This window comes from Frigoribacterium sp. VKM Ac-2859 (assembly GCF_013204925.1).
Lineage (GTDB): Bacteria > Actinomycetota > Actinomycetes > Actinomycetales > Microbacteriaceae > Frigoribacterium.
This window is the reverse complement of sequence record NZ_JABMLC010000001.1, coordinates 1,626,441-1,646,054: the sequence shown is the minus strand read 5'-3', so window position 1 is coordinate 1,646,054 and position 19,614 is coordinate 1,626,441. Positions and strand designations below refer to the sequence as shown.

Annotated in this window: 15 protein-coding genes; 7 read left to right on the top strand and 8 right to left on the bottom strand. The window is 73.0% G+C overall.

Features of this window, described 5'->3' with window-relative positions; translation table 11 throughout:
- Positions 1–136: 136 nt before the first annotated feature.
- The 3 genes from HQQ78_RS07690 to HQQ78_RS07680 are packed head-to-tail and all read right to left on the bottom strand — an operon-like array spanning position 137 to position 5,606.
- Positions 137–2,593, bottom strand: a complete 2,457-nt coding sequence (locus tag HQQ78_RS07690; RefSeq protein WP_216844163.1) for a GNAT family N-acetyltransferase — start codon at positions 2,591–2,593, stop codon at positions 137–139.
- Entirely contained in the window at positions 2,590–4,047 is a 1,458-nt protein-coding gene (locus tag HQQ78_RS07685; protein WP_173151973.1) for a lysine N(6)-hydroxylase/L-ornithine N(5)-oxygenase family protein, read from the bottom strand. Before HQQ78_RS07685 ends, HQQ78_RS07690 begins: the two co-directional genes overlap by 4 nt.
- On the bottom strand, positions 4,044–5,606 hold the full coding sequence (locus tag HQQ78_RS07680; protein WP_173151972.1) for a pyridoxal-dependent decarboxylase: 1,563 nt from the start codon (positions 5,604–5,606) through the stop codon (positions 4,044–4,046). Before HQQ78_RS07680 ends, HQQ78_RS07685 begins: the two co-directional genes overlap by 4 nt.
- A gap of 167 nt (positions 5,607–5,773) precedes the next feature.
- Here HQQ78_RS07680 and HQQ78_RS07675 point away from each other — a divergent pair, with 167 nt between their 5' ends.
- Complete coding sequence (locus HQQ78_RS07675; RefSeq protein WP_173151971.1) at positions 5,774–6,733, top strand: siderophore-interacting protein; 960 nt, start codon at positions 5,774–5,776, stop codon at positions 6,731–6,733.
- A 121-nt stretch (positions 6,734–6,854) separates the two neighbouring features.
- Here HQQ78_RS07675 and HQQ78_RS07670 read toward each other — a convergent pair whose 3' ends face one another.
- The 3 genes from HQQ78_RS07670 to HQQ78_RS07660 form a co-directional block, all read right to left on the bottom strand.
- Entirely contained in the window at positions 6,855–7,508 is a 654-nt protein-coding gene (locus HQQ78_RS07670; protein WP_173151970.1) for a hypothetical protein, read from the bottom strand.
- 139 nt (positions 7,509–7,647) lie between these two features.
- Positions 7,648–9,414, bottom strand: a complete 1,767-nt coding sequence (locus HQQ78_RS07665) for an alpha-glucosidase (protein ID WP_173151969.1) — start codon at positions 9,412–9,414, stop codon at positions 7,648–7,650.
- 109 nt (positions 9,415–9,523) lie between these two features.
- Positions 9,524–10,324, bottom strand: a complete 801-nt coding sequence (locus HQQ78_RS07660; protein WP_173151968.1) for a FadR/GntR family transcriptional regulator — start codon at positions 10,322–10,324, stop codon at positions 9,524–9,526.
- 127 nt (positions 10,325–10,451) lie between these two features.
- On the opposite strand from HQQ78_RS07660, the gene HQQ78_RS07655 reads away from it, so the two are divergent.
- From HQQ78_RS07655 to HQQ78_RS07645, 3 genes are all read left to right on the top strand, one after another.
- On the top strand, positions 10,452–11,378 hold the full coding sequence (locus HQQ78_RS07655; RefSeq protein WP_236557002.1) for a proline iminopeptidase-family hydrolase: 927 nt from the start codon (positions 10,452–10,454) through the stop codon (positions 11,376–11,378).
- Between the two features lie 153 nt (positions 11,379–11,531).
- Positions 11,532–12,986 carry an APC family permease gene (locus tag HQQ78_RS07650; RefSeq protein ID WP_173151967.1) on the top strand — a complete coding sequence of 485 codons (1,455 nt, stop codon included), beginning with the start codon at positions 11,532–11,534 and terminating at the stop codon, positions 12,984–12,986.
- Entirely contained in the window at positions 12,983–13,933 is a 951-nt protein-coding gene (locus HQQ78_RS07645; protein ID WP_123572045.1) for an acetamidase/formamidase family protein, read from the top strand. Before HQQ78_RS07650 ends, HQQ78_RS07645 begins: the two co-directional genes overlap by 4 nt.
- 145 nt (positions 13,934–14,078) lie before the next feature.
- On the opposite strand, the gene HQQ78_RS07640 is transcribed toward HQQ78_RS07645, so the two are convergent.
- Positions 14,079–14,750: a hypothetical protein gene (locus tag HQQ78_RS07640; RefSeq protein WP_173151965.1), complete on the bottom strand. Its 672-nt coding sequence runs from the start codon at positions 14,748–14,750 to the stop codon at positions 14,079–14,081.
- 130 nt (positions 14,751–14,880) lie between these two features.
- Complete coding sequence (locus HQQ78_RS07635; RefSeq protein ID WP_173151963.1) at positions 14,881–15,633, bottom strand: Ltp family lipoprotein; 753 nt, start codon at positions 15,631–15,633, stop codon at positions 14,881–14,883.
- Between the two features lie 182 nt (positions 15,634–15,815).
- Between HQQ78_RS07635 and HQQ78_RS07630 the strand changes: the two genes are divergently transcribed.
- From HQQ78_RS07630 to HQQ78_RS07620, 3 genes are all read left to right on the top strand, one after another.
- Positions 15,816–17,483: an MmgE/PrpD family protein gene (locus HQQ78_RS07630; RefSeq protein ID WP_173151961.1), complete on the top strand. Its 1,668-nt coding sequence runs from the start codon at positions 15,816–15,818 to the stop codon at positions 17,481–17,483.
- On the top strand, positions 17,483–18,382 hold the full coding sequence (gene prpB / locus HQQ78_RS07625) for a methylisocitrate lyase (RefSeq protein WP_056049418.1): 900 nt from the start codon (positions 17,483–17,485) through the stop codon (positions 18,380–18,382). Before HQQ78_RS07630 ends, prpB begins: the two co-directional genes overlap by 1 nt.
- A 186-nt stretch (positions 18,383–18,568) precedes the next feature.
- Positions 18,569–19,588 (top strand): hypothetical protein, encoded by a 1,020-nt coding sequence (locus HQQ78_RS07620; protein WP_173151959.1) that lies wholly within the window; start codon positions 18,569–18,571, stop codon positions 19,586–19,588.
- The last annotated feature ends 26 nt before the right edge of the window (positions 19,589–19,614 follow it).

Here is a 19,614-nt window from a genome sequence, read left to right as displayed (position 1 = left end):
GTTCTCCCCCTGTGATCGGCGGTGGCCCGCACGGCCCGTGGCCCTGCGCGGATCGGGGTGGTGGTCGACCGTGAATCGACCGCCACCTCCCAGGGGCGGAGGCGGCCCGACCGCCCCCGCCCCGGGGCGCCGCCCCCTACCTCGCGATCGGGTTCGCCAGCGTCCCGGCGAAGATCAGCGACGACGACTGCGCCGCGAGGTCGACCATCTGGCGCGTGTCGCGCAGCTGCAGCCGGTTGAGGCAGGAGTGGTCGAAGCGCGCCGCCCGCAGGTCGACCGACCCCGGCAGGTCGGGGTGCTCGTCCGCGTGCCGCTCGACGCATTCGGCCACGAGCGCCCAGAACCGGGCCGCGGGCAGCACGCCGTCGCCGTCGAGGATGGCGGCCAGGTGTCGGAACACCCCGTCGAACACGTCCGTGAACACCGCCAACGCCTTCTCGCGGTCGTCGACCGGGTGCACGGTCCGCCGCACCGCCTCGGGGACCTCGCGCGGGGCGACGACGACGATCTCCTCGCCGATGTCCTTCATGAACGCGGCCGTCGGCACGCACCCCTCGAGCACGAGGATGACGTTCTCGCCGTGCGGCATGAACGCCAGGTCGTGCGCCCGCAGGCAGTGCACCACCGGTCGGAGGTAGGCGTGCAGGTACGACCGCAGCCAGTCCTCGGCCGAGAGTCCCGAGGCCTTCACGAGGGCCGAGGCGAGTGCGTCGCCGGCGCCGTCGCGGTGCAGCAGCGCCGCCATCGTGGCGAGCCGCTCACCCGGGCCGACCAGCGGCACCGGGCTCTCGCGCCAGAGCGCGGCGATCATCTTCCGGTGCGGCGACGACGTCGTCGTCCGGTGGTAGGCGTCACCGGTGTAGCCGACGGAGGCGCGCTCCCTCAGGACCCGGAACCGCGCCTCCTGCAGGGTCGCGTCGGTGTGCACGAGGTCGTGCACCCAGTCGTTGATCGCGGGCGTCGGCCTCATGTAGGCCGGCGAGAGACCGCGGACGAAGCCCATGTTCTGGATCGCCAGCGCCGTCTTGACGTAGTGCCGGTCGGGCCGGCTGCGGTTCGCGAAGGTGCGGATCGACTGCTGCGCCTGGTACGTGTCGTCGCCCTCGCCGAGCAGCACGAGGTCACGCCGGGCGACGTCGGGGGCGAACGAGATCGAGACGCGGTGCTGCCACTGCCACGGGTGCACCGGCAGGTAGTGGAACCCGGCCGGGTCGAGGCCCTTCGCGGCGAGGGTCGCGTCGAACCGGGCGACGCTCTCGGGGCCCAGCTCGGCCTGCCACAGCGTCCTCTCGTCGAGTCCGGCACCGAGTGCGAGGTGCGTCACCGACCGACGCGCCGCCAACCAGACCAGCCGGACGGGAGCCGCGGCCTCGGGGGAGAAGGCGTGGAACTCGTCGAGTCCGAGGCCGATGCGCCCGGCGTTCGCGACGAAGCCCGGGTGCCCCTCGGTCATCGCCGCCTCGACCGTCTGGAAGTCCGCGGTGGTCAACCGCTCGGCGGTCGGGCCGCCCCGGTGACGTTTGTAGGCGGCGCTCGCCAGGGTCGACGAGACCTCCTCGAGGTAGGTGGCGAGCAGCGACTCGGGGATGCCGAGCAGGTCGTCCAGCTCGACGACCAACGCGAGGGCGTCGAGGGGCTCGGGGCGGTCGTCGATCGTGCGGGTGACCGTCGTGTCGTCGATCGCCCAGTGCTCGAGGGCCAGCCGGCGGGCCGTGAACCGGTAGTCGATCCGGTGGCCGTCGTGGTCGAGGGCGACCCGCCAGGCGCCGTCCGTCGCAGCGGCGACGGCGTCGTCGTCGTCGACTGCGGGGGCGGTCGCGGCGTCGTCGTCGGCCACCGGGGCGATCAGCCGCTCGTGGGCGAACTCGCTCAGCGCCTTGGTCACCAGGTGCCGATGAGCCCAGTCCACGGGGCCGGGGGCGAGGTGCGCCGCCGCCCGGTCGTGTCGCGTCAGGACCGAGAGCCGAGCCGTCTTGTCGGGCAGCTCGACGTCGCCGAGTGCCCGGAACCCCACCTCGTCGTTCTTCGCCGCGATGCGGTCGTTGGCCACGTCGGGCTCGACGACGATGCGCCTCGCCCGCTCGATCTCGAAGACGAAGTCGACGACGCTCGCCATGACGGCGCTGGTCAGGCCGTGCACCCGCTGCCCGCGCGGGGGAGCGACGAGCAGGTGCATGCCCACGTCTCCGGGCTCGGCGTCGTGCACCTCGGTCAGCAGCACCTCGGCCGGGTCGTAGGTCTCGACGAAGAACGTCGGCTCGCCGTCGACCCGCCCGAGCCAGGCCTGCTGGTGCGGGTCGGCGTCGATCGCGGCCAGGTAGGCGCGCACCTCGTCGGTGCTCAGGCCCGCCATCTGCCAGGCGGCCGATGCCGGGTGCGCCAACCACCGGCGGAGGCAGACGGCGTAGGGGTCCGCGGCGAACGGCTCGATCGTGACGAGCCCGCAGGAGGCGCGGCGCGAGAACGCCACGCCCGTCGCCCCCTCGTCGGTGCGGGACGGCGCTGCGGGTGCCGCGGGTGCCGCGGGCGCTGCGGGCGAGGCTGCTGGCGCGAGTTCGGGCGCGAGCGCCTCGGTGTCGTGGGTGGTGCTCATCGGGTGACCCGCGCCTCCTCGGTCGGTGTCGGTGTCGGTGTCGCGGTCGATGTCGGCCCGTCGGGCCGGCCGAAGGTCTGGAAGGCGATGCGGCGCTCGATCGCGTAGACCTCGCGGCCGGTGATCGAGGCGATGATGCTCGAGTTGCGCCAGGCGCCGAAGCCGAGGTCGGGGGCGGTGAGGCCGTGGGTGTGCTCCTCGGCGTTCTGGACGAACAGCCGTCCCCGGCCCCCGTCGATCGAGTAGTCCCGGGCCACTGCCAGGCGGCCGAGGTCGTCCCGGTCGACGCGGTCGCCGAGGGCGTCGAGGAACGACGGCAGCCGTGCGGCGTAGCCCGTCGCGACGACGAGCGCGTCCGTGCGGCGGGTGGTCGTCGTGCCGAGCTGCGCGTGCCGGACCGTGATCTCGAGCTGCTCGTCGGCGTCGACCCACCGGGCGTCGACCAGCTCGGTCTCGGTCAGCAGGGTCGAGTCGACCGGCCCGTCGACGCTCAGCCGGTAGAGCGTGTCGTACACGTCGTCGACGAGGTCGCCGCTGATGCCCTTGTAGAGGCTGCGCTGTTCGCGGCCGAGGCGGTCGCGGGTCTCGCGCGGCAGCGAGTGGAAGTGGTCGGTGTACTCCGGGCTCGTGAGCTCGAGCGTGAGCTTCGTGTACTCCATCGGGAAGAACCGCGGCGAACGGGTGACCCAGTCGAGCCGGTGCCCCGGTCGGTCGCCGACGCGGGTCGTGTCGAGCAGGTCGCGGTAGATCTCGGCGGCCGACTGCCCGCTGCCGACGATCGTCACCGAGCCGGCGGAGCGCAGGCGGTCGCGGGCCGTCAGGTAGTCGGCGCTGTGCACGACCCGGCCGTGGGTGTCGCCCCGGTCGGCGAGGTGCTGCAGCGGCTCGGGGAGGCGCGGCTCGGTGCCCACCCCCAGCACGACGTGTCGGGCGTGCCAGGTCTCGACGGCCTGGTCGGCAGCACGTCGCGAGGTCACGACGTACGTCCCGTCGGGCTGCTCGTCGACGCTCGTGACGCGTCGCCCCCACCGCAGGGTGACGAGCTGGCCGGCGACCCAGCGGCAGTAGGCGTCGTACTCCGCGCGGAGCGGGGAGAACTCCTCGCGGATGTAGAACGGGTAGAGCCGCCCGGTCGCCTTCAGCCAGTTCAGGAACCCGAAGCGCGAGGTCGGGTCGGCCATGGTCACGAGGTCGGCCAGGAACGGCACCTGGATCGTGGCGCCCTCGATCATCATGCCGGGGTGCCAGGCGAAGCCGTCGTTCTCGTCGAGGAACACCGCGTCGACGTCGTCGAGCGGGTCGGTCAGGGCGGCCAGTCCGAGGTTGAACGGGCCGAGGCCGATGCCGACCAGGTCGTGGAGGCGCGAGGCGTCGCGGGGGGCGTCGCGCGGGGCGTCGCGCTGGGCGTCGCGCGGGGTGGCGGCGGCTGCGGCCGCCGTGGTGGCGGCGGTCATCGGGCGACCTCCGTCCCGGCGGCGACGAGGGCGGGGGCGTCGCTCTCGAGCAGGGCCCACGAGGAGGCGCGGACCAGCTCGAGCACGCCCCTCACGTCGTCGAGACCCGCGTCCGGGTTGAGCAGCGTCAGCTTGAGGCAGGGACGCCCGTCGACCACGGTCTTCGCGACGATCGCCCTGCCGGACTCGAAGAGCACGCGTCGGACGAGGGGGACGAGCCGGTCGGCGGTGGCGTCGTCGACGCCGGACGGCTGCCAGCGGAACAGCGCCGTGCTGAGCTGGGTCTCGGCGAGCAGCACGAACTCGTCGTCGCCCCGCAGCAGGTCGTGGGCGCCGGTCGCGAGGTCGATCACCCGGTCGACCAGCTCGCCGACGCCGTCGGCGCCGAGGGCGCGGAGCGTCGCCCAGAGCTTGAGCGCGTCGAACCGTCGGGTGGTCTGGAGCGATTTCGAGACCTGGTTCGGTTCGGGGTCGGTGAGCGGGTTGAGGTAGTCGGCGTGCCAGGCGACCGGGTCGAGGTCGTGCCCGTCGCGCACGATGAGGGCGCTCGACGACACCGGCTGGAAGAACGTCTTGTGGAAGTCGACCGTGACCGACCGGGCGTGCTCGATGCCGTCGAGCAGGTGCCGACGCGTCGGCGACACGAGCAGGCCACCGCCGTACGCCGCGTCGACGTGCAGCCACACGCCCGTGCGGTCGCAGACCTCGGCGACGGCGGCGAGCGGATCGAGGCAGCCGCGATCGGTCGTGCCGGCGGTCGCGACGACGGCGACCGGCAGGTGTCCGGCCTGCACGAGGGCGTCCAGGGTGACCGCGAGGGCCTCGGGTCGCATCCGACCGGCGTCGTCGGTGGGGACGGTCACGACGGCGTCCTCGCCGAGGCCGAGCAGCCGAGCCGACTTCTGCACGCTGAAGTGGCTCTCGGCGGTGGCGACCACGACCATGCGGCCGAGCAGGTCGTGCAGTGCCGTGGCGCGCGGGACGGGTCGGTGGCCGGGGGCGGCGGTGTCCCGCAACCGCGCCTCCTCGTCCCTCGCGTCGGCGCGGGCGCGGGCCGTGGCGTGCTCGCGGGCGAGCAGCAGGGCGTGCAGGTTCGACTGCGTGCCGCCCGAGGTGAAGACGCCGTCGCGGGTGGCGGGGTCGAAGCCGATGCGCTCGGCGGTCCAGTCGACGAGTCGTCGCTCGATCAGGGTGCCGACGGCCGACTGGTCGTAGGTGTCGACGGAGGGGTTGACCGCGGCGAGCACGGCCTCGGCGGCGACCGCCGGGAGGGCCACCGGGCAGTTGAGGTGCGACTGGTAGGCGGGGTCGTGGAACCAGACGGCGTTCGCCGTGAAGAGCTCGTCGACCTCGCGCAGGGCGTCGTCGAGGCCGGTGCCCTGGGCGTCCAGGTCGACGGCGTCGACGAGGTGTTGCAGGTGCACACGGCTCTCGCCCGAGAAGGGTTGGCGCGTCGTGCGGAAGCGGTCGGCGATCCGGGCGACGGCGGCGCCGGTGAGGCGCTCGTACTCGTCGGCGGTCGCGGTGGTCAGCAGTGCGGACGCGTGGCGTTCGGACACGGGTCTCCTTCGGATCGTGGAGCGGTGGGGCAGGGCGCGGTGTCGCGCGTCGTGCGGGTCGTGCGGGTCGTGCTGGTCGTGCGGGTGGCTCGACGTCGGTGTGCCCGTCGGAGGCGTGGTCGACGACGTCGGATGCGACCCGCGGTTCGTTAGGTTAGCCTTACCTTATGTCGACCCGCCGTCCGCCCGTCAAGCCCGCCGACCCCCGAGTGCACCGGCTCGAGGTGCTGCGTTCCGAGCGCGTCTCGCCGAGCTTCCAGCGCGTCACCGTCGTCGGCGACGACCTGCACGAGTTCGGCGGCATGGGCTTCGACCAGTGGTTCCGGCTCTTCCTGCCGGTGCCCGGCAGCGACTCGTTGAGGCTGCCTCGGGCGACCACGTCGCTCTGGTACGCGCAGTACCTGGCGATCCCCGAGGCCGAGCGGTCGCACTGCGCGAACTACACGGTGCGCGAGTTCCGGCCGGCCGGTCGGGCCGGTGCGAGTGCGGGGGCGGGGGCGGCCGGCGCCGGCGCCGGTGCGGCCGGTGCGGGCGGGGCCTCGCGCGCCGAGCTCGACATCGACTTCGTGCTGCACCGCGGCGGGTCCGGCGAACTCGAGGGAGGCGCGGCGATCTGGGCCTGCGCCGCCCGCCCCGGCGATGCCCTCGGCCTGCTCGACCAGGGCGTGCTGTTCAACGCCCCCGACGACGCGACCGAGATCCACCTGGTCGCCGACGAGACCGGGTTGCCGGGGACGGAGGGCATCGTGCGGTCGCTGCACCGCGCCTCCGTGGGGTCGGTGATCCAGGAGGTGCCGACCCGGGCCGACGTGCGGCCGCTCGACGCGCCCGACGGCGTCGAGGTGACGTGGGTGGTGCGGGACGAGCTCGACGCCCGGTCGCTCGGCGCCCTGGGGTCCGGCAGCCGGCCGCTCGGCGGCGACGACGACGCAGACGGTCGGGGTGCCGGGGGTGTCGCGCCGGGGGAGGGGGCGCTCGCCGCACTGCTCTCGCGGTCGGCGGCCGACCCACGGGCCTACGCCTACGTCGTGGGCGAGTCCGCGCTGGCGACCGGCGGACGGCGGCACCTGCACGCGGCAGGGCTGCCGAAGAACCGCATCACGTTCTCGGGGTACTGGAAGCGCTGAGTCCGGGACCCGCCGGCGAGGTCGCACCACCGTCGCGTCGGGGAACCACCTTCTCGCGTGGTTCGACGACGCGACGGTGGTGCGACGTGGTCTCGGACGAGGGCGCTCGAGGGCGAACCGGTCACCAGGCCGCGGGCAGCGGGTCGCCGGCCGCGGGCGGGTGCTCGACGAGGGCGACGGCGTCGTGGCGGTCGACGTGGCCGGGGAAGTTGTAGCGCGCGAACCGGCCGGTGGGGTCGTGGATCGAGGTCGGCATGGCGACGGAGGTGCGGCGCAGCGCCTCCGCCAACACGGCGGTCGAGGTCGGGTCGAGGGTCGCGTCCTTCCGGTCGCGCAGGATGAACTCGACCCGCGCCTCCTTCGCCGTCAGGCGCAGCACGAGCACGCGGCCGCCGTTGCCGACGGGCGCCGTCGTGAGGACGGCACGATCGACCTGCGTCAGCGGGATCGGCCGGCGGGTGCCGGCGCGCAGCTGCCCGGAGTCGAGGTCGACCCAGGGCTGCGGCGCCAGGGCGTTGCGGATCAGCGTGATCACGGCGACGATCCCGACCGTGACGCCGATGGCGATCAGCAGGGCGAGGTCCCAGCGGAAGGTCGTCTCGGCGATGCGGAAGAAGAAGTTGACGCCCTGGAACGCGGCGAGGAACGCGAAGGCCGTCGTCGCGCCGACCCACGTCGACCACCAGCGGCGCTCGCCGACTCGCACCCAGCCGTGCGGGAGCTCGGCGGGTGCCGGGTCGTCGGGAGGCGCGGGCGCGTCGTCGGGATCGCTCACCTCGCCGACGCTAGCGCGTCCCGGGGCCCGAGTCGCACCGTCGACTGAACGTCGCACCGCGAACACCGGCGGTGCGACGTTCAGCGGACGGTGCGATGAGAGCCCACGGCGCGGCGCGGGGGAGCCGAGGAGGCGCGGGTCAGCCCTGCAGGACGCGCACCTCCCAGGGCGCGAGCGTCAGCCCGGCCCCATCGGGCACGTTGCCGATCACGACCTGCGGCACGGACCGGCGCCGCAGCGCCGGGTGGAGCGCCGGGTCGAGCTCGTACGCCTCGCCCGACCAGTTCGCCAGCACGAGCAGCTGCTCGTCGCCGAGCGTGCGGGTGAACGCGTAGAGCCGTTCGTCGTCCGGAGCGAGCAGCTCGAACGACCCGAGCGCCACCACGGGCGACTCGTGCCGCAGCGCGATCAACCGCCGGTAGTGCTCGAACACCGAGCGGTCACCCGCCGCACGGTCGGCGTCGACGTTCACGGTGTCGTGGTTCGCGACCACCTCGATCCACGGGGTGCCGGTGCTGAAGCCCGCCGCCGCGCCTCCTGACCACTGCACGGGGGTGCGCGCGTTGTCGCGGCTGCGGAAGCGCAACGCCTCGAGCAGGTACTCGGGGTCGGCCCCCGCCGCGACCGACTCGTCGAACCAGTTGATCGACTCGATGTCGCGGTACTGCTCGACCGCGGTGAACCCGGCGTTCGTCATGCCGATCTCGTCGCCCTGGTAGACGTACGGCGTGCCCCGGTGCAGGTGCAGCACGGTGGCGAGAAGCGTCGCCGACTCGAACCGGTACCGGCCGTCGTCGCCGAAGCGCGAGACCGACCGCGGCTGGTCGTGGTTGCCGAGGTAGAGGCTGTTCCAGCCCTGGTCGGCGAGGCCCTCCTGCCACCGCGACAGCGAGCGCTTGAGCGCCACGAGGTCGAACGGGAGGTTGTCGAACTTCGAGGCCGGTCCGTGGTCGAGGCCGACGTGCTCGAACTGGAACACCATGTCGAGCTCGTGCCGGTCGGCGGCCGTGAACAGTCGGGCGTCGTCCACCGTCACCCCCGGCATCTCGCCCACCGTGATCAGCTCGCGGTCGGTGCGGTCGGCGAAGACCTCGCGGTGCATCTCGCGCAGGTGGTCGTGGATCTGCCCGCCCATGACGAAGTGCGGGGCTCCGGGCGCCAGCGACGAGGGTTCCTTCGCGATGTGGTTGATCACGTCCATGCGGAACCCGTCGACGCCCCGGTCGAGCCAGCGGTTCATCATGTCGTAGACGGCCCGGCGCAGGTCGGGGTCCTCCCAGTTGAGGTCGGGCTGCTTCGACGCGAACATGTGCAGGTAGTACTGGCCGGTGGGCTCGTCGAGGGTCCAGGCCGGGCCGCTGAAGGCGCTGCGCCAGGCGGTCGGGTGGGTGCCGGCCCCGGGGGTGCCCGCGGCGTCGGTCCCCTCGCCCGACGGCAGCGGGTCGCGCCAGAGGTACCAGTCGCGCTTGGGGGAGTCGCGCGAGGACCGGGCCTCGACGAACCACGGGTGCTCGTCGCTCGTGTGGTTGACGACGAGGTCCATGACCAGCTTCATGCCGAGTGCGTGCACCTCGTCCATCAGGGCATCGAACTCGGCGAGCGTGCCGAACAGCGGGTCGACGTCGTCGTAGTCGCTGATGTCGTACCCGTTGTCGGCCTGGGGCGAGCGGTAGATCGGCGACAGCCAGATCACGTCGACCCCGAGGTCGTGCAGGTGACCGAGCCGCTGCCGGATGCCGCCGAGGTCGCCGACCCCGTCGCCGTTCGAGTCGGCGAAGCTGCGCGGGTAGATCTGGTAGACCGTCGCGGTCGTCCACCAGGCGGGCGGGGTGGTGACGGGCGGGGCGTCGTGCGCCGCGCCTCCGGCGGTCGTGGGGGTGGTGTCGTTCGTCGTCGAGTCGCTCACGCGCCCAGCCTGTCACGGTCGGCCTCGGCCGCGCCGCGGCACCGAGACCCTAGGGGTCTCAGGGGCTCAGGAGGCGCGGGGACGGAGGCGGGGAGGCGCGGGTGCGGGGTCAGGGCGCGGCGCGACCGAGCTCGCGTTCGAGCAGCTCGAGGTCGATCTTTACGTGCTCGCGGGCGATGGCCGCGGCGTCCGCCGCACGCCCGTCGCAGATCGCGGCGACGAGCGCCTCGTGGTCGGCGAGGGCGCGCAGCTCCATCTCGCGCATGCCGTCCGGCCCGCCCCAGAGGTGCGCCGGCGCCGAGATGCTCACCCGGGCCTCGAGGTCGAACAGCACCCCGCGCAGCGTGGCGTTGCCGGCGGCCTCGGCGATCGCGACGTGCAGCGCCTCGTCGGCCTTCTGCGACGCGAGGCCCGACGCCGCGCCGCGGTAGCCCTCGAGCCGGTCGTGCAGCCGGTCGACGTCGTCCGGGGTGCGGTTCTCGGCCGCGGCCTCGGCGACGACGCCGTGCAGTCGGCTGATCGCCTCGCTCGTGTCGCGCAGGTCGGACCAGCGCGCGGCGAGCGTGCGGCGCACGACGTCGGTGCCCGACCCCGGTGCCGGCGCCTGGACGAACGAGCCGCCGCCGCGCCCGCGTTGCGTCACGATCAACCCCTGCTCGACGAGTCGGGCCAGGGCGGCGCGCACGGTCATGCGACCGACCCGCAGCGAGGCGGCGAGGTCGCGCTCGGCGGGGAGGCGCGAGCCGGGCAGGTACTCACCGATCGTGATGGCCGTGACGAGGCGGTCGGTGAGGTCGTCGACCCGTGTCGTGGGCGCGAGAGGGGCCCCGAGGGCGCCACCGAGGCCGCCGTCGACCGCGACGTCCGAGCGCGCGCCGCCCGCGCCTCCTCGGCTGTCGTCCTGGCCCATCGCGTCCCCGTCCCGGCTCGCCGACCCGTCCTGTGCGGAGCCGTCGAGGTCTCGTCGTGTTACGAGCAGATTAAGGCATCGCGAAAGGTCTTGTCGCGAGACCTTAGCCGGGTGCATGCTCACCCGCATGTCCACGATCACCACCGGCACCGCCGCCTTCCACGACGCCGAGACCTGGTACCGGGTCACCACGCCCGACGAGCCGCGCGAGGGTGCGCTGCCCCTCGTCGTGGTGCACGGCGGCCCGGGGATGGCCCACGACTACCTGCGCAACCTCGAGGCCCTCGCCGACGAGACCGGCCGCACCGTCGTGCACTACGACCAGCTCGGCTGCGGCCGCAGCACCCACCTGCCCGACGCGCCCGTCGACTTCTGGCAGCCCAGCCTCTTCGTCTCGGAGTTCGCGAACCTCGTGGCGCACCTCGGCCTCGAGCGGTACCACCTGCTCGGCCAGTCGTGGGGCGGCATGCTCGGGGCCGAGATCGCCGTGACGACGCCGGACGGGTTGGCGAGCCTGGCCATCTGCAACTCGCCCGCGTCCATGCAGCTCTGGGTCGAGGGCGCCGCCGAGCTGCGCGACCAGCTGCCGACCGACACCCAGGAGGCGCTGGCACGCCACGAGGCGGACGGCACGACCACCGACCCCGAGTACCTCGCCGCCACCCAGGCGTTCTACGAGCGGCACGTCTGCCGCGTGGTGCCCATGCCGCAGGACTTCGTCGACAGCGAGGAGCAGATGGAGGCCGAGCCGACGGTCTACCACACGATGAACGGGCCGAACGAGTTCCACGTCATCGGCACGCTGCGCGACTGGACCGTCGTCGACCGCCTGCCGGCGATCACGACGCCGACCCTCGTCGTCGCGGGCGAGTTCGACGAGGCGACGCCCGCCACCTGGCAGCCCTTCGTCGACGGCATCGCCGACGTCCGGTCGCACGTGTTCGCCGGTGCCAGCCACTGCTCGCACCTCGAACAGCCCGAGGAGTTCCGGGCCGTCGTCGCGCCGTTCCTGGCGGCGCACGACGAGCTGCGCGACGCCGCACGCGCCTCCTGACCGGCGCGGGCCGCGCCTCCTGACCGGCGTGGGCCGCGCCTCCTGAACCGACGCGGCCCGCGCCCCCCGACCCCACCCGCACCCCCGACCCGCACCCGCATCCGCATCCGCATCCGCACCGACCCGATCCCCACCCGAGCGAGAGAGCACACCATGTCCCTGCCCACGAAGGCCGCCTCCGGCGGTGAGCTGAGCAACCAGCAGCAGCTCGAGCAGTACGGCTACAAGCAAGAACTCAAGCGGTCGGTCTCGACCGTCGACCTGCTCATCTACGGCTTGATCTTCATGGTGCCGATCGCGCCCTGGGCGATCTTCGGCACCGTCTACAACGCCTCGTCGGGCATGGTGCCGCTGGTCTACCTGGTGGGCCTCGTCGCGATGATCTTCACCGCGCTCGCCTACGCGCAGATGGCCAAGTCGATCCCGCTCGCCGGGTCGGTCTTCTCGTACGTCGGGCGGGGCATCCACCCCGTGGCCGGGTTCTTCGCCGGCTGGGCCATCCTGCTCGACTACCTGCTCGTGCCGACGCTGCTCTACGTCTTCGCCGCCGAGTCGATGATCGGCATCTTCCCGGGCACCGCCCGCTGGATGTGGGCACTGATCTTCGTCGCCGTCAACACCGCCGTGAACCTGCTCGGCATCAGCTCGATCAAGCTGATGAACCGGGTGTTCCTCGCCATCGAGGTCGTCTTCATCGTGATCTTCGTCATCATCGCGGTGACGGCGCTCAACGGCGGCACGATCCCCGGTGCCGAGTTCACGACCGACCCGATCTGGGACTCCAGCAAGGTCACCGCCCCCCTGATCGCCTCCGCGCTGTCGATCGCCGTGCTGAGCTTCCTCGGCTTCGACGGCATCTCGACCCTCGCCGAGGAGAGCACCGGCAAGCGCGGCGGAGCCGGCAAGGCCATGATCATCGCGCTCTTCATCGTGGCGTTCTGCTTCATCCTGCAGACCTGGCTGGCCAGCGCGCTCGCCGGGGGCCGCGACTCGTTCCCCGAGGGCGAGGCCGGGAACGCCTTCTTCGACCTCGTGCGCGAGGCGTCGAACAGCGGGTGGGCGACGGCGTTCTTCGTCGTCAACGTGTTGGCCGTCGGCATCGCGAACGCCATGGCCGCCCAGGCCGCGACGTCGCGCCTGCTGTTCTCGATGAGCCGCGACGGGCAGCTGCCGGCGTTCCTGTCGAAGATCAACACGCGTCAGGTGCCGCAGGCCGCGATCCTCGTCGTGTCGGCGCTCTCGGCCGTGCTCGTGTTGTTCTTCGTCGGCCAGATCGACGTCATCTCGTCGCTGGTCAACTTCGGGGCGCTGTTCGGCTTCATGCTGCTGCACGTGTCCGTCGTGGTGCACTACGTCGTGAAGAAGAAGTCGCGCAACTGGTTGCTGCACCTCGTCGTGCCCGTCGTCGGGTTCCTGATCATCGGCTACGTGCTGGTGAACGCGGCACCCGAGGCCAAGATCGGCGGGCTCGTCTGGCTGGTGCTCGGCGCGGGCGTGTTCCTCTACTACCGCAGCCGAGGAGGCGCGGCGCCGTCCCTCGGGCAGGCTGCGGACGACTCCGCGGTCGCGTCGGTGCCCGCGGCCGACTCCGAACGGCGCGACGCATGACCGCCGAGGACGCCGCGCGCGACGGGATCGACCACTTCCTCGGCAAGGAGCACGGTCGCCCCGGTTTCACCGCCACGGTGCCGCCGGCCCTGCGCATCGAGCCGGGCACCGGCGAACGCATCGGGTTCGAGACGAGCGACGCCGTCTACGCCGAGCTGCACCGACACCACGACCTCGCGAAGTTGTCCGTGCCGATCAACCCGGTCACCGGGCCGGTCTACGTCGAGGGCGCGAAGCCGGGCGACGCGCTCGCCGTCACGGTGCACGAGATCCGACTCATCGAGCACGGCTGGTCGGTCAGCCTGCCCGGCTCCGGGGCCCTGCAGCACGTCATGGGCGACGAGATGTTCACCCGCCGCGTGCCGATCGACTCCGACGGGGTCCACGTCACCGACCGGCACGTGTTCGAGGCCCGGCCGATGATCGGCTGCATGGGCACGGCGCCCGCCGAGGGCGAGAACTCGACGATCATGCCCGCGTACGCCCAGGGCGGCAACATGGACGTCACCGAGAACACGGTCGGGTCGACGGTCTACCTCCCGGTCATGGTCGAGGGGGCGTACCTGTCGATCGGCGACGTGCACGCGATCATGGCCGAGGGCGAGTCGTCGTTCGTGGCCATCGAGGCCGAGGGCACGGCGGTCGTCTCGATCGACCTGGTGCCCGGTCTCGGCCTGCGGGCGCCGCGCATCGAGACCGCCGACGACTGGATCTTCGTCGGCCTCGGCGACCCGGTGCAGGAGAGCATCCGCCGCGGGTACGAGGACGCCTTCTCGTTCCTCGTGGACGACCACGGCTGGTCGCGCGGAGACGCCTACGCCGTGCTCAGCGCCGTGGGGCACTCGAGGCTCGGGGGCCCGACCGGCTCGGTCGCCCCCGACCCGCTGCACCCGTTCGACGCCGTCGGCGCGGTCACGCTGCACCGCGTGCCGAAGCACGTGCTGTAGCGCCCGCCGCGCGTGCGTCGCGCGTGCGCCGCGCGTGTGCCGCGCGTGCGCCGCGCGTGTGCCGCACCGCCGACCGGACGTCGCACCGCCGGATTCGGCGGTGCGACGTCCGGTCCACGGTGCGACAGGTGCAGCAGGCGCGGATTCAGCCGAAGAGGCGCGTCGCGATCGAGCCGATCAGGTCGTCCGTCGGCACGTTCGTCTGGTCGACGGTGACGACGACGTCGTCGCGCAGCCAGTAGGTCTGCGCGCGGTCCACCGGGTACAGCGGGTCGGGCGTCACGAGCTGGCAGCTGCGCCCCTCGTGGACCGAGGTGCAGGTGTAGCCCTGCGAGGCGAGACCGTCGAGGGCCGCAGCGCCGGCGGCGGGCTCGAGGTGGCCCATCGAGACCGAGATGCCCGAGATGTCGGCCCGCGGGTCGCGCCAGATGCAGAACAGCTCGGTCGCCGCCCCGACGACGTCACGAGCGCCTGCCCCGGCCGGCGGGGTCGTCGGGGTGACCACGCCCGAGCTGGTGCCCGAGCCGCCGAACTCGACCGGGTTAAGCGGGGTGTCGCCGAAGGTCGAGGCGTAGGTGGCCTGGTCGACGATGTCGGTGCAGTCGACCGGAAGGGCGACCGGGCCGGCGGTCTCGGTGGGCGCGGGCGTGGGCGTGGCGGTGGCCGTGCCGGTGGCCGAGGACGGCGTCGTCGAGCTCTCGGACGGACTCGGCGTCGCGTCGCCGGCGCCGCCCGTGCAGCCTGCGGTCAGCACCAGGATCAGGCAGGCCGTGGCCCCCGTGCCGATCGCGGCGCGCATCGTCGTCGTGCTCTTCATGGTCGTGCCCTCCTGGTCGTCGGGTCGTCCCCCCGGCAGTCGTTCTCGACGCTACAGACCGGTCCGGCCCGAGCACTCGTCCCGGAGGATGAGGTCGGGCCGGCCAGGGGCACGATCGCGTCACGAGGCGTCAGCCGTCGAGGTGAGCCAGGGCGTAGTCGGCCTCCTCGGCGGTGAACTGTTCGCCGTACTCGCTGACGAGCTGGTTGCGCAGCACGTCGCCCGTCATGCCGTCCGCCGCGTAGGCCTTGGCCTTGCGGACGGCGTTGGCCTGCCAGTCGGCGTCGACCGTGTCGACCGCGTACTGCGCCGCGGCCTCGGAGGCGCCGCCGGCCACGAGCTTCGCGTAGGTCTCGAGCTTGCTGCTGCCGAGGCCGTTCGCGATGGTCTCGGCGTCCGCCAGGGCCTCCGAGTGGTCGGCCGGCACGTCGGCGGCCGCCGACGACGGCGTGGCCGACGGGGTGGGCGCAGGCGTCGACGAGGTGCGGACGGGGGCGGGCTCGGAGGTGGCGGTCACGGCCGGGTCGTCCTGCTGCACGCTGTCGATCGCCGCGCCGAGGCCGACGGCGACGACGATGGACACGATGGTGGCGACGGCTCCCAGGCCGAGGCCGATCCACGCCATGACCTTCGACTGGTGCCGCAGCAGCGCGATGATGCCGAGCACCACGGCGGCGAGTCCGACGATCGTGCCCACCACGGGCACGAGGCCGAGCAGGAACGCGACGACGCCCACGACGAGGGCGGCGATCGCGAGCCCGATCGGGCGGCCCGGTCGCGGCGGCGGGGTCGACGTCCCCGTCGCGGGGTATGAGGTGGTCGGCTGGTCGGCGGAGGGGCGTCGCTCGTCGGAGCCGCCCCCCAGCGGGCTCTCGGTGGTCATGCTCCGAGCCTGCCAGGTGGCGGACAGACGGGTTCACCCCCGAACGGGGCGCGTCGGCGGGCCGGGGGACGCCAGGCGCGTCGCCCGGCCCGGGTGCGAGACTGGTCGGCAACGACACGGCCGTCACCGACGACGGCGCACGGCGGGCCGCACGACGCCCGCCCCACCAGAGAGGGTGGCCGATGGGCACGCAGCACGAGCAGGCGTCCGAGCACGCACACGACGCCGGGGCGACGACCGACGCGGGCGGCCGAGGGGACGCGACCCGCGCCTCCTCGTCCGGGGTCACGGACGGTCGAGACGGACCGGCCGCCCCGACCGCCGACCTCGTCGTGCACACGGTGCGCGTGCACCGCAGCGACCAGCCGTTGGCCCGCGCGGACGAGCTCGCGTGGCGCCTCGCCGCGCTCGCGACCGACGACGCACCCGTCGACGACGACGTGACCGAGATGGTGATCAACCGCCTGATCGACAACGCCGCCGTCTCGGCGGCGTCGCTGCTGCGCGCGCCGGTCGCCGTCGCACGCGACCAGGCGCTCGCGCATCCGCCGACCACCGGAGGCGCGGGCTCGCAGGTCACGGGCGTCGCGCCCGAGCACCCCGTCTCGCCCGAGTGGGCCGCCTGGTCGAACGGGGTCGCCGTGCGCGAACTCGACTTCCACGACACGTTCCTCGCGGCGGAGTACTCGCACCCCGGCGACAACGTCCCCGCGCTCGTCGCCGTGGCCCAGCACCGCGGACTCGACGGTGCGGCCCTGCTGCGCGGCATCGTGACCGGCTACGAGGTGCAGGTCGACCTCGTCCGGGCGATCAGCCTGCACGCCCACAAGATCGACCACGTCGCGCACCTCGGCCCGTCGGTCGCGGCCGGCCTCGGCACGATGCTCGGTCTCTCGACCGAGGTGGTGCACCAGGCGATCGGCCAGGCGCTGCACACGACGACGGCCACGCGGCAGTCGCGCAAGGGGGCGATCTCGTCGTGGAAGGCCTACGCCCCGGCCTACGCCGGCAAGGCCGCGGTGGAGGCCGTCGACCGCGCGATGCGCGGCCAGGGCAGTCCCGCCCCGATCTACGAGGGCGAGGACGGCGTGATCGCCCGGCTGCTCGACGGGCCCGGGGCGTCGTACGACGTGCCCCTGCCGGCGCCGGGTGCGTCCAAGCGGGGCATCCTCGACACGTACACGAAGGAGCACTCGGCCGAGTACCAGGCCCAGGCCTGGATCGACCTCGCCCGGCGGCTCGGCCGCGCGCACCCCGCCCTCCGCGACCCGGCGCAGGTGCGCCGCATCGTGCTGCACACCAGCCACCACACGCACGTCGTGATCGGCTCGGGGGCGGGCGACCCGCAGAAGTACGACCCCGCGGCCAGCCGGGAGACGCTCGACCACTCCATCCCCTACATCGTCGCCGTCGCCCTGCAGGACGGCGAATGGCACCACGAGCGCAGCTACGCCCCGGCCCGGGCGCAGCGTCCCGACACCGTCGAGCTGTGGCAGCGCATCACCACGGCGGAGGACCCCGCCTGGACGGCCCGCTACCACTCGACCGACCCCGCCGAGAAGGCGTTCGGCGGCCGCATCGAGGTCGAGTTCGTCGACGGCACGACCCTCGTCGACGAGATCGCCGTCGCCGACGCCCACCCCCTGGGGGCGCGGCCCTTCGGACGCGAGGACTACGTGCGCAAGTTCCGCACGTTGGCCGAGGGCGTGCTGCCCGACGCCGAGGTCGAGCGGTTCGTCGACCTGGCCACGCGCCTCCCCTCGTTGACGGCGGCCGAGGTGCGGCAGCTGGGCATCGTCGCTCCCGACGCCCTCGCGGGTGCCACCGCCCAGCCGCGCGGGCTCTTCTGATGCTGTACTCGACGGTGTCGCCGGCCGACAAGCGTGCGGCGTTCCGGGCCGGGCTGGCCGACGAGCGCACCCTGGTCTTCCCCGGGGCGTTCACGCCGCTCACCGCACGCCTGATCGAGCAGAAGGGCTTCGACGGCGTCTACGTGTCGGGCGCCGTGATGGCCAACGAGCTCGGGCTGCCCGACATCGGGCTCACCACGCTCACCGAGGTCGCCACGCGGGCCGGCCAGATCGCGTCGATGACCGACCTGCCCGTGCTCGTCGACGCCGACACCGGGTTCGGCGAGCCGATGAACGTCGCCCGCACCGTCCAGGCGCTCGAGGCCGCCGGCGTGGCCGGGCTGCACGTCGAGGACCAGGTCAACCCCAAGCGCTGCGGCCACCTCGACGGCAAGCAGGTCGTGGACGCGGCGACGGCGGCCGGGCGCATCCGGGCCGCGGTCGACGCGCGCCGCGACCCGTCGCTCGTGATCATGGCGCGCACGGACGTCCGGGCGCTCGACGGGCTCGAGGCCGCGGTCGACCGGGCCCGGGCCCTGGTCGACGCGGGGGCCGACGCGATCTTCGCCGAGGCGATGGCCGACCTCGGCGAGTTCGAGGCGATCTGTTCGGCGCTCGACGTGCCCGTGCTCGCCAACATGACCGAGTTCGGCAAGAGCGCCCTCTTCACGCACCAGCAGCTGCACGACGTGGGCGTGAGCATGGTGATCCACCCGGTGTCGTTGATGCGTGCCGCGATGGGGGCGGCGTCCCGGGCGCTCGACGCGCTCGTGGCCGACGGGTCGCTCGACTCGCAGGTGCCGACGATGCAGACCCGTGCCGAGCTCTACGAGCTGATCGACTACCCCGGCTACGCCCGCTTCGACGCCGGCGTCTACGACTTCACGCTGGAGGGCTGAGGTCGGGCGCCGGTGCCGGACGCCGCCGAGTGGACAGCGCGCCGAGTCATGCGGCGGCGCGCTGTCCACTCGGCGGTTCTCGGTGCGCATAGGTCGTCTCGTCGACATGACGCGGTGGGCGGGCGGTCGTCCACAGCGAAGTTCTGGAGGCGCGGCCGGGTCCGATCGACGGGCGAGCATCGAGGGATGGACGACGACCTCCCCGATCTGATCTTCTCCGCCACGCCGGGTGCGCAGTCCCGTGAGGCGCGCGCCCTGCGACGCGACGCCGCCGGGGGACGTCTCGTGCGCGTCCAACGGGGCGTCTACGTGGCGACGGAGGACTGGGGCCGACTGAGGCCCTGGCGTCGCCACGTCGTCCGGGTGCGGGCCGCCGTGTCCGCGCTCCCCGCCGACTGCGTCGTGTCCCACGGCTCGGCCGTCGCCGTGCACGGGCTGCCGAGCGTCCAGGGCGACCCGCGCCGGGTGCACGTGATCGACCGACGTCGGGCCTCGACCCAGTGCACGCCGGTCCTCGTCAAGCACGGGGCCGGTCTCGAGGACGACGAGATCGAGTCGGTGGGCGACCTGCTGGTCACGAGTGAGCTGCGCACCGCCTTCGACGTCGCGAGGTCATCCGGGTTCGACGACGGCGTCCTCTGTCTCGACGGCGTGATGCGTCGTCGGCTCTTGGTCGAGAGTCGGCTTTCGAGGGCCGCCGAGATGCGCACCCGAGTCGACGATCTGCGTGACGAGTTCCGGCTCCGGTTCGGGGCGATGGCCGACGGCGTGGTCGGACGGCGGGGTGAGCTGGCACTCGGGCGAGCGATCTCGTTCGCCACGCCCCTGTCCGAGAACGGCGGGGAGTCGCTCGTGCGAGTCGCGTTGCATCGGCTCGGTGCGCCTCAGCCGATCCTGCAAGAGGAGTTCTTCGACGCCCGGGGATTCGTCGGACGATGCGACTTCTTCTTCGAAGAGTTCGGGTTCGTGCTCGAGTTCGACGGTTTCGGCAAGTACTCGGACCCTCGCTTGCTCGCGGGCTCGTCCCCGGCCGAGGTCGTACGCCGTGAGAAGAAGCGCGAGGCTCGATTGTTGGGCACGGGGCGGGTCCGACGCATCGAGAGATGTGACATCGACGACGCGCTCGATCCGCGACGGCTGGCGGCGATCGTGCGCCGTGGCGGGGTGCCGCTGCGGTCGGGCCGCACCTCGGCGTCGTGGTCGTGAGGGTGCGCTATTCGTACAGCGTCGTC